The sequence below is a fragment of the Paenibacillus sp. RC67 genome (assembly GCF_030020805.1).
GTDB lineage: Bacteria > Bacillota > Bacilli > Paenibacillales > NBRC-103111 > Paenibacillus_S.
In genome coordinates, this window is the sequence record NZ_CP125098.1 from 7,035,518 (window position 1) to 7,047,018 (window position 11,501).

Annotated in this window: 6 protein-coding genes; all 6 read right to left on the bottom strand. The window is 39.6% G+C overall.

Translation table 11 applies throughout. From position 1 onward, the window contains the following. Window positions 1-20: 20 nt before the first annotated feature. From QMA13_RS31845 to QMA13_RS31870, 6 genes are read right to left on the bottom strand one after another with little or no spacing between them, the layout of a single operon-like run. The gene (locus QMA13_RS31845) at window positions 21-980 is read right to left on the bottom strand and encodes a 3'-5' exoribonuclease YhaM family protein (protein ID WP_282937646.1); all 960 of its coding nucleotides are present in this window, start codon (window positions 978-980) and stop codon (window positions 21-23) included. After that, window positions 977-2,866, bottom strand: a complete 1,890-nt coding sequence (locus QMA13_RS31850) for a UvrD-helicase domain-containing protein (protein WP_282937647.1) — start codon at window positions 2,864-2,866, stop codon at window positions 977-979. Before QMA13_RS31850 ends, QMA13_RS31845 begins: the two co-directional genes overlap by 4 nt. Before the next feature lie 14 nt (window positions 2,867-2,880). Continuing rightward, a complete protein-coding gene (locus tag QMA13_RS31855; protein ID WP_282937648.1) occupies window positions 2,881-4,932 on the bottom strand; it encodes an ATP-dependent nuclease in 2,052 nt (683 codons plus the stop codon). A 45-nt stretch (window positions 4,933-4,977) separates the two neighbouring features. Next, entirely contained in the window at window positions 4,978-7,449 is a 2,472-nt protein-coding gene (locus QMA13_RS31860) for a pPIWI_RE module domain-containing protein (protein WP_282937649.1), read from the bottom strand. Beyond that, window positions 7,415-10,528 (bottom strand): pPIWI_RE_Z domain-containing protein, encoded by a 3,114-nt coding sequence (locus tag QMA13_RS31865; RefSeq protein ID WP_282937650.1) that lies wholly within the window; start codon window positions 10,526-10,528, stop codon window positions 7,415-7,417. Before QMA13_RS31865 ends, QMA13_RS31860 begins: the two co-directional genes overlap by 35 nt. Then, window positions 10,525-11,421: a restriction endonuclease-related protein gene (locus tag QMA13_RS31870; protein ID WP_282937651.1), complete on the bottom strand. Its 897-nt coding sequence runs from the start codon at window positions 11,419-11,421 to the stop codon at window positions 10,525-10,527. The genes QMA13_RS31865 and QMA13_RS31870 overlap by 4 nt, the downstream gene beginning before the upstream one ends. Between the last annotated feature and the right edge of the window lie 80 nt (window positions 11,422-11,501).

Below are 11,501 nucleotides of genomic sequence, written 5' to 3' on the forward strand. Positions count from 1 at the left end.
TGTTCTCCCCCCAGAGCAGATCATATTTTCAATCTATAAATCGCTTTGTTCTCCAAACCACGAATAACCGGTGTCCATTCTTCACTTTCCGCGGTTGTTTGAAGCATGTCCTCTACCATCTGCAGCTTAGCATCCATCGCATCGATATAGTGAAGGGCCACAGCTTCCGGTAATTGCGGTTGAACAGGGCTTCCCCATTCACCCAAATTATGATGAGACAGAATCAAATGTTGTAGTGCCATGATGGCATTCGACTCTAAATCGAGCCCAAGTTTAATTGTAGCTTCTGTAATCCAATTGGCAGCCATACTGATATGTCCGATCAATTTGCCTTGATTACTGTAATCAATTACCATACCATACTCCGAAATCATTTCCACTGGTTTTGCGATGTCATGCAAGATGATGCCCGCCTTAATCAAATCCGAGTTAAGAAACGGCCGTTGCTGACTAATAAATTCGCCTAGTTCAAGCATTCGAACTATATGGTAAGCTAGTCCACCGTAATAAGCATGATGATGGGATTTAGCCGCGGGTGCAGAATGCAGTGTTTCTTTCACTTTCTCAAAACAAAAAGTTACAATCGATTTAATATCATTATGAGTTAGACTATTTATGGCATTTTCAATGATTGGGATTAGTTCGTCAGCACCTACAGGGGCGGCACGGATAAAATCCGTTACGGATACCCCGTCTTGTTCCGTTGTTTTTCGGATTCGTATTACTTTTACTTGCAGTTTTTCACGGTATACTTGAACCACACCCTGCACTTTAACAAGACACATCGGAAAGAATGTTTCAATATCGAGCTTACTTGCTTCCCAATACTTTGCGGAAATGTGTCCGCTAGAATCGGCAAGCACAATGTCTAAGTAATCTTTTGGTATCGAACTATTTGTTTGTTTGGCTTCTATTTCTTTGATTATATAGAAGCCAACAAATTCATCGCCATCACAAAAATCTTTGATTAGTTTAGTCACACAATCACCTCGGTGCTCGCTGCATGGTTCACAGATTCTACAACTCCCGAATCGTGCAATGCTTGATAAAAATCAGCTATAATTCTCCTGTCTTGATTGCTAAACCGCCCAATTGGTCTTACTTTACTAAAGGTAAAGTGAAGCGTGTTTTTTGCCCTTGAAAGAGCTACGAAAAAAGCCGCGGTATCCTCTTCTCTTTGGTCAGTAAATCTAAAAAATGCTGCATCCTCTAATCCCAAAAAAATTATCGTCTTATATTCAAGGCCTTTACTTTTATGGATTGTCATTATCGGGACTGTATTTTTACCGAGCAAATTATTTATCGCCGCTCCTATAGTGCCTGACTTAACGTACTCTTCCCATATATAATTTACAAATTGCGAACTTAATCTATCAATGTAATTTGATCTTAAATACTGAGGGAAGTAAGCTTTAAGGGCATCTATAGAATAAAAATCGGTAATTTTGTTGACAATCATTTTCAGATCATTCTCACTGTTTATTCCCCTTAAATCAGATTTTAGCTCCAATATAAAGTCGCTTAACTCACTCTGTGATGTGTGTATCTCAGAAGAAGAATCATCCTCTTTCCTCAAATCCAATAATATATTCCGACAGTAGGTCCATGAACTAGCATCTCTTCTGATTACTAAAATAAAAGTATTTATGCATAGCGATATATAATCTTCTTTCAAAAAGTCTTGATATATACCCTCGTTACGAGCCTGAATTCCGAGCATATTTAATTCCATCAGTAATGCGCTGCAATATGTATCAACTCGTTGCTTAACCAGAATGCATATATCATTGGGTTTGTGATTCCCATCACTAATATACTCTTGGATAAGATTTGCAATAACTTTAGCTTCCTGTACATGGTCATCAAATAAATGAAGATAGGCTTGTCCATCCGAGGCTTGCCATTTTGGATTTGTTTGTATTGAAATCGGTTGTTCATTAAATCTCGAGAAAAACATTTTTTGAATTTCTACGAGCCTAGGAGCAGACCGATGATTCATTATTAGCTGATAATTTCTGGATCCAAAGTCAGAAATGAAGGTTGGGAACACTTCTCTCATTGCCCCAGCCCAAACCATTATTCGCTGTTTGCCATCCCCAACAGCTGTGAGTACCGAATTAGAATTGTAGAAACATGTTTTAACAAATTCATACTGAATGCGCGTGGTATCTTGAAACTCATCAAGAAATACATGACTGTAGGTCATTTGTAATGACTTTCTCAACTGCGAATTACTTTGTAATAAATATGTTGCCAACCGTGTGATCATGGTAAATGAGAGCCTTGCCGTACCTGTTACATTGCCTTTCAAAAGGAGTTCCCATGCATTCTTTGTCGGATATTCATTTTCACGGGGCAATGGTAAACTATATCGAACAATTTCTTTTTCTAAAAAGCCGTTTATGTCTCGAGGTTGTAGCCAAGCAGGACGAACAAAGCCAGCATGTTCATATGCTGTTCTGATGTCGTTCTGGGTTCGGTCCATCACAGCAATATCATAGACTGAGTTAGGCCGGTAATCCTCGGGAATACCTAAATAGAAACGATCCACAAGACTCTTAGCAAATGCATCATACGTCATAGATTGAAATCTTTTTGAAAGCTCTGTACCGCAGCGTTTCTCTACTCGTTCTGCAAGATTTTTAGCGGCGTCTCTCTTAAAGCTAATTGCGAGTATTTTCCTTGGGGCTTTACATGTATTAGTTTCAAGTAAAAAACACGCTCTTTGAGCAAGCAACTCCGTCTTACCTGCCCCAGGACCAGCAATAACAAGAGCATTACTTTCGCTCTTTACAACTTGAAGAGCTGCGGGTTCGAGAGTTAATCCATCAGCGGGTTCCCATATATGTTTATCAATAATTTTCATTTATTAACCTTTCCTTATTCGCCATTAAGTTTTTGTTTCACTTTAGCAACTAGTCGCTTTAATGGAGCAGGTAAACTATCTTTAAACGTCTCATCACTAATATTAAGTAAGGCTAATCTATGTGTAACAGGTTTCCCTCGTTGTAAGAAGAAGTAATCATACCACACCATTAATTTTTTCTGTTCGAAAGTATAGGTTTCGCCACTGCCCCCACCTTCTTTTAAAGTATGTTTGGTTGCTAAGTCCACACGTTCTAAATATCCATCTACCGGAGGATCATTATCCTCGATTTCGGAAATTTTACCTGCACGATCGATTCGTGGACCTTCATTTCCTTTTAGCACACTTTTATAAGCTTCAGGGAATGCCTCTAACATCATGAAATCCAAATCCAATGGGCTTGAGAAGTATACATCGTACCGCTCCAGTCTACCTAACCATGCCCTTTGATTCTCTTGATTATTTTCAGACCAAGTATGCATTACACTTAATCGATCGTCACTTAATATGGTTTGATTAGAAAGTAATAGCAGCTGACTCTTGTCCGTTCCTATTTTAATCAACTGCTCTAAAGCATATTTGACTCTCCCCCATCCCCCTCCGTTACGTTCTCTATCAAGGTCCAGTAATGTAACGTAAGGGATGTCCAATTCTTTTAAAAGTTTCCAAAAATGATTGACATGCCTACCTCCCAATGGCACAACAGATACCGCAATGCTATCTAGCTGCTCCTCGGTATCCAGTTCAATTGCTTTAGGGATAACAATTTCTTCGCTATCCCCTTCACCTAAAATAACTAATTTTGAAAAATAAATTTCTGGATATGCTCTTACAGCTTCTTTAACGTATTTATACGCTTCTTCGTTCTCTGCTGATCCTTGCTTAAGAGGCAATACTACCTTTTTCACTTTCGTAACTAATTCATCAATTGATATATTAAAATACCGAATCGATTCGGGCGAAACCCTCTTCACAATAGCTGGCGTATGTGAGGTTATTATGACCTGAGAATTATTCTTCGAAGCAATTCTTTTTAAGTTTACGATAATGTTCCCCAATAGATGAGGAGACACATGGTTTTCAGGTTCTTCGATAGCGAGTATTGTTAAGGCTGGAATTTGAATGTTAAATAGTGGCGCGTCCTCATCTTCACTATTGTCCATAGCTTGCTGTTCAATTTCCAGAAACGAATCCACGAGTGACAAATAGAATAAAGACCTAAGCCCATCTCCTAATGAATCAATGGAATAAGCTTTTTGCGTTATGGATGGCATAAAATCAACTTCAAACTTTTTTATTAATTGATCCAAGTCTGTGCTATTAAATCTGATGTTTGCTTCCGAGTATCGGGTATCCTTATGGTATTTTTTCCAGTGATCTTTCAGTGAATCCCTTACTCTCTCCAACCCAGCCTCTTCAAACAAGGATTCTTCAGCACGTTTTAGTTGATCCTTGATGTTCTCCTTTGTTTCCGTTGACCAGTTAATACTCTTCAATACACGCCAGAGCAATGTTCCGGTCGCATTCCTTAATAACGTGGATGGATTGCGAATTGCTGGAACATAAATGATTTTTATTTGTGAGAGCTCGCTTGGCGGAATTCTCGTAGCTACCTCTTCTGCATCCTCTGATAGAGACATATAGTTGACTTTACTTTCTATGATTCCATCTGGCGTATTGCTTTGCTCCCATGTAGCTTGTAGTCTAATTCGCAAGAACGGTGCCTCGCCAGTGTTTTCAACAACAAAGTTATCAAAATACGTAGGTATTGCATAATGTGTTTCACCTTCATCGGTCTCAATTTCCGGAAATGAGAAATTCGCCTCGATGTAAAACTCTCGTCTTTCCAAATCCTCAAGTACTTCGTCATGTGATACATAAAAATCGGATTTTTCTAACGTTCTATCTGCATTTGTTTCTCCGAACAACTTAGTTAGTGCCTGTAGTGCAGCACTTTTCCCACTGCTGTTAGCCCCGATAAATGTTGTAATATTTTCGAAATCTATTACCGTTTCCGTTGGTCCATAACTACGAAAGTTGCTTATTCTTAATTTGTTGAGCCGCATAACAGCATCTCCTTGTACAGTGCATATTAAGATTATTTAGATGGTCTAGGATTGGAGTATCAAATCTTCCTCCGAGTCCAACTCCACTTCCTCATCAAACTCAGCGTCATAATCATAATTGTCTTCGTTACCGGTTATATATTTAGATAGTGAGCTCATTACACGCATCGTATACGGAAAAATGGTGTGCTTATCATAAGTCAACCCTAATCGTCTTAGATGATCCGCTAGAAGAGCAAGTTCATCCGACTCGCTTTCATTCTCTGCTCCTAACGGAATGTATTCCACAGCCCGTTGTTGGAGCAATAATTTGGATGGCGATGAAAACTTGGTTGCATCGTTAGCGATTCCTTTCCATGCATTTGGTCTTCCGCCTACACCGTAATAAATACCTGCAGGGTCCTTAAAAACTCCTAATGCTTTAGTAAACCTGTTCATCTCATCATCAATAATGATTCGATATTGAGGAATGTCATCCGTCGCGTTAATGCGGATGAACCTTAATCGTGTCTCATTGGCCAAGCGCTCATTAAGATAAGGAACACGATCGCATTGTATTTTTGAATTACCGATAGCCCCCAACCAACCGTGTCTTAAGGTAGCGTTGATAAGCACAATGACTTGCCCCGAACTTCGTTCTAGTTCACTGTGAATCTCAGCTGTGATAAATGCTTTAAACACTTCGCTGCTTTTATTTTCTCTTCGAGGATTATCAAGAAATTTAGATTCATCCATTTTCAGTGCCGCTTCAGACAAAGTCATCCACCTATCATTACCTAACAGCTTAACACTGAGATCCGTGCCGTCTAATCTTGAAATGGCAGGCAAATATTTTTTTCCAGCTTTTATGACAGATATAGATAACAACGTTCCAGACGCATTGATCTTATTGACGTTATCACTAAATAGACCATAATCGTTAAAAAGGTCTAACACTGCATTCAGAATGCGGGATAAATCTCCTTTCTCATCACCTGTTAACGGGTAAATAAATTGCGACAGCCGTCCTGTCCGCTTCAATCCTTCCCGAATAGCTTTCTTAGGGTCGGACCCCTCTCTCCACTTACTCTTTTCTTCAATTTCTACAAGAGCTAATACCGAATGGTTAGGTTGTTCATCTTTGGAAAGCTGCTTTACAATTTGATTAATACGCTTTTCTTGAGCGATCGAGTTATCCTTATATCTATCTATCTCTAACTCCGATGTTATGATGTCTGGATTACAATGGACAAGTTCAACAATGAACTCTTTATCCGAATTTAATCTGAAGACGGAGTCAGAAATCTCATCAAGAATAGTTACGTTATCAATTGACTTTTGCGCTGTAGATAGTTCCTTTTTTACTGCTTCAAACATCTCGGGAGAACTATAAATCTCGATAGTTACTCGCTCTTCCTTAGGAACAACGATTGGAAAGCGATTGTCATTCATACCTTTAAGAGAAATATCAGGAATAAGTTGAAGTTCTCTTGCACCATAATCCGTTAAGAACCCTTTGGCCAAGTTATACAAACCGCTTTTCTCAGGAAGGCCGATTCCCGCTTTCACACTATTTCCAGCAAATAGATTGTTGTTCACGACATAAGCCGTGATTTCTCCATCCCCATCGGAATAGACCTTGGGATTCACAAGCAACGAATCTGCCTCGAAAGACTCCCCATTCAGCACATCCCAATACAATTCGTCTAATGCGCTCTCCCATGATGTATATGAAGAGTTGCGAGGACGTCTTTCAAATTTCAATTGGGAAAATGAACGATCTAAGCTCGTAACATATGGATTTTGAACAGATACCAAAACCGAACAGGAATGCCCAGACCTCATGTAACACTTGCCATCTTTGATTTGTACATCGCTCAAATACCTTCTTGTCCCCAAGGAAACCGTTAGTAGGGCTCGATCAGCATCTCCCCCACGAGTCTTCAATGCAAATCGAATGACATAAGAAAATGGATCATGACGATGAGATTTTCGAATCGGATTAGAAATGCATTCGTGTTTATCATTAAAGATAACATGATAGAATTTCAGCTCTTCACGTAGCTCATTACCTAAATCAAGAAACTTTGATTCCTGGCAGAACTTGACTGCTGCCATGCCGGGAACCCACTGGTAGTTATCAACGAACTCGTGAACATCACCAAACGTAGAAGAAACCCAAACAAGCTCCGAATCTCTTACGTCATGCGGTAAATCAAGAATCGAATAATCCTTTAAATGTGCTAGCCATCCAAGCGTCAAATGTTTTATATACGATGAATGAATAGGTTTTGTGGAAACTAGCCAAGGCTGATCATCGAGCAACACCTTGTTGTTTGAACATACGCTTATTATTTCAGGAAAAATACTTTTAAGTTTCTTTCCTAGAGGTTCTACTTTAAATGCAAGCTTAAAGCGATCTGTACGCTCTCTATTAAAGAAGTTTCTCCAGCTCTCCGGCATTTTCATATAATAGATAGTTTCGTTATAAAACAGCGTTTCATCAATCTCCAATGCAAACAGTTCCATCTTCTTCATCGCTATATCCCTCCCGAGTGATATTATTTATTCCGTCGATAAATGGTCCGTACAAACTCAAGAACAAAGGATCCCTTTTGTGCTTCTGCATAATCGCTGCCCAACTATCCAACATGGACATCCCTTCTGGTTTACCAGCAGGCTTTGCATTGAACTTTGAATCGCAGAAAAATACTCTGGCATTTTTACCGCCGCGCAGCAATCGTCCAATCATTTGCCAAATCGGGATAAACGTATACCACGCCATAACTTCTCTTTCAGAATCGTTAAGAATCGACCAGTAGTCAGGCTTTTTATACATCGCTTCGAACTTACCGCTGCTAATTTGACGTAATTTAGAAACAGCTTTTTCGTAATGAATCCCTTGTCCTGTTATTCGTTGTAAATATTGAGTCAAGTAGGAGTGGAGCGCTTGAACCAAGTAATTCATGTCATTCGGAATAGGATAAGGACGAACGAGGAAAAAGACCGATCCAAATAACGACTCTCCATTTTGATCCAATATATTGTAGCCTCTACCTACAGAGAGAAGCGGTACAATCAATACTTCAGCCCTTTCTTTGCGAAACGACTCAATCATTGTTCTAGGGAATTGATCTGGTTCATGACTCCTTTCCCTTGAAAGAACTTTATAACGTCCTTGCCAACTCTGATCACTACGAAACGCCCTGGCGACTGTGGCAACATCATCATACGAATTTACCACTAAGAGTGCCCTTCGCGGATTTCCTCTACTACTCCAAAATTTCAATTCATAAAGAATATCAGATTTAAGTTGTTGAACCATCTCATATAAATTGCTGTTTCTAACCTCTTCATCGCCTATCCCTGAGACTTCAAGAAATTTATCATGGCGAGCGTCAAGAATGGGTTTGAATGTTATTTGAACTTCCGGAGATGTTCGATCTGCTTTGAGCAACCATTTGGATCCCGTGTTCAAATGGTAATGCGCGGATTCAGGTGCATGGCTTGTCCCAGATAGAAAGATAACTGCCGGTCCTCGTTTCTGATCAGAATCTTCATATACACAATGCCAGTCATGTAATAATAATCTGCCAACTCCTGTATACTCGATTAATTTAAATGCTCCTGTCGTTTCCCCATCCTTCAAATCATATTTATACCCGATCATCGTTCCCGTCATGGCCTCTTTCATGAACGCTTGATAATCTTTCTGCATGGTGAATAACGGAGAAAAATCTGCGGACATTCCCAGCTTAGCTTGAATCATAGTAAAGGAAGTCAGAATGAACTTGATACATTCTTCCGCTCGGCATAAATAAATATAAAACTCCAATTGCGCATAAAATAAATCTTTGTTTACTCGCGGCCGAATTGTTCCTTTAAGCAGCTTCTCTGTAATTTGAGTCAGCAGCTTTTGCTTTTCATCGTGATTTTCCTTTTCAATTAACTCATCAACAATGCTAGATAACCTGGAATCCTGATAAGGCTCATTTGCATAATCCAATAAATGTTTGCGAATCTTCTTTTGCGATTCCTCGTCGAAGGAAATCTTCTCGCTTAATGAATCGGCCAGCGCCGCCACTCTAATCAGATTACGACTGATATTCTTACGCAATGTTAGAGAACGATCTAACTTTTCATAAATTCTCCAAATCATTTGATCTAATTGGCGAAGTTTATCTTTCCACTCCGTCACAACGGGATCACCTGCTAAATGATATCGTCCATTTGTTAAATGATGAGATTCGTTTGACAACCGTTCAAAGATATCCTCTACGCTTCCGAAAACATTATATTCCGATAAGAACGTCTCATCGAATTGCTTTTGGACTTCATCCGCTTCGTCCACGTATACAACATCCATTAGGTCGTACATCGCTTCATAGATCGTCCTCTCTAACGGATCAATCATCGCTGGAATCCTTGTTTTGAGTACACTTGCAGACGTAGCCACCCAAACATCTGCTTCTGCAAGTCGGGAGAAATCACGGTAAACTCCACATTGATCCGCTAATGGACATTTCACAGACTTATTTTCTTGTTTTAGCTGAGTACACGGATAACTACTATTTCGTTCGTAATCTTCAGACAGCGCTTTAATAACACATACGTCCGACAAATGCTTTAGATCTTGAAATTCGTTGTTCGTCCAATCACTAAGCTCGATAATCCCGCCGGCATTTGCAAATAAATAATTCTCTTGATGCGTCTTTCTGGATGACTTGCCGATGATTGGAACAGCATGAATACCTAACTCACGCAGAATTTTGATACGCTCTATCACTTGGGAAACGCTGCCTTCAATAAAGCCGACTCTGGCACCTTCCTGCTTCACGAGACGATACGTCTCCATGAGCATGAAAGTAGATTTCCCTGCTCCCAATGCACCGCCTATATGCTGGTTTCCTTTGTAAACAAACTCTATATCCCAATCTATTGACTCCAGTACAACTGCAGTTGCTCTGTTCGCCCAAGATGAAGATTTCCCGGCTATTTCATCCATTTCTTTGCCCAACGAAAGCCCATTGAAGGGCAACTCTAGACTAAGCTTCTTCTTCTCACGATAAGAAGGTAATACACGCTTTTCTTTTACTGCTAAAGCTTCCGGGATGTTGCCATGAAAGCTTTGAATAAATCCTCCTCTTACGATTCTGGAGTATTCGAATTTCCCTTGAGTCGCAAAAGGAGTTGTATTGATTTGTCTGGGAATCGGTTTTTTAAGTATCTGTTCGTAATTGTTTATTCTACTAGTCAAAAATCGCGGAACCAGTTGGTTAAGCTTTCCCTTTTCATCGATATCAAACAAACGAAATTTCATATCAATAGCTCGATAGGCTTCAATCCGCCTAACCAGTATTTTCTTACTCTTTAACTCAGGGAATAAAATTCTAAGTCGGACTACGATATCCTTATGTTCGATGTACTTTAAAACCGGCTCATCATAACCGACCAATAACGACCAACCCTGATCAATATGAAGCATCGAATCAATCAAATGACAGCCCGTCATAAATAGCTCCAGGCTTATTATTGTTGATATGTCGGCTTTGGGCAGTTCTAGCGAGAAAAACTCTTTGTTTATTTCTTCAGTTAAATCCCAATAGGTTTTCCTCACCAGAGCACCTCCTTCAACGTTTTTTCCAATTCATTCTCCATAATGATTTTTATAAGTTTCCGTGTGTCTTCTTTTAAAAGAGTTGATGCTCTCATACCGTAAGATGGATATAGATCATTTCGGTATTTGGGAATAACAACGTACACCTGTTGACCATACTTCTCCAAATACGATAATGTTTTTTGATTAAAGAAATTCGCCAGCGTTCTTGGATCTTTGAAGTCTTTGACATCCAAAAACATCTTACTTTCAATGTTATTATGTGAAATTGCAAGATCATACTCATCAATATTAGGATATAATTCTACTCCGTACCCTTTCTGTTTTAACCATTCGGCAATTTTCATTTCTGAAATCCCAGGTAACAGCACATACCTCTGTATACCGGGAAGCTGCCGGAATACTCGTTCATCTTTAAAGTTGAACAAATCAAATTTCTCGAAATCAGCTAGCGAGTGACAGATATTTTCTTTGTTGCATCGCCATCGATCATGCTTGTATGTTAATGTCCAACCGCAATGCGGGCATTTACGATAATTATCCATCTGTAGAGTTACCTCTTCATAACATTGACGCACTAACGCGCTTAATTCGCGGTCACGAATGGACTCAGTAAATTGCGCGAGTTGAAGCGCAGACAATACTGCATTCTGAGGCCTGGACAAAAATGTGCGTATTTGAGTATATTCTGCTTGCAAATTCCGGTTTTCATCTCTGCAAAATTGCAAAATAGCCAGCATATTCTTCTGCTGAGCTTCATCAGGGGATATATATGTATTAATGAAATCCTCTGCATCCGGAATTATCCCAATAAACTCTTCAATAAGAGAGGATTCGCCAGGATAATATTCAATAAGCCCTTGAATTCCCCATTCAGAAGATGGTTTATGCAAAATTTGAAGAAGCCGGTGCAAATCCGTAGGAATCTCAGCCCCTGACCTTCCGGCTTCTCGTATAAACATAAGCATGCCCC

Bases quoted from the DNA above. Each gene is read 5' to 3' on its own strand.
- QMA13_RS31850 (WP_282937647.1), bottom strand. From the start codon at position 2,866: ATGAAAATTATTGATAAACATATATGGGAACCCGCTGATGGATTAACT.
- QMA13_RS31855 (WP_282937648.1), bottom strand. From the start codon at position 4,932: ATGCGGCTCAACAAATTAAGAATAAGCAACTTTCGTAGTTATGGACCA.
- QMA13_RS31860 (WP_282937649.1), bottom strand. From the start codon at position 7,449: ATGAAGAAGATGGAACTGTTTGCATTGGAGATTGATGAAACGCTGTTT.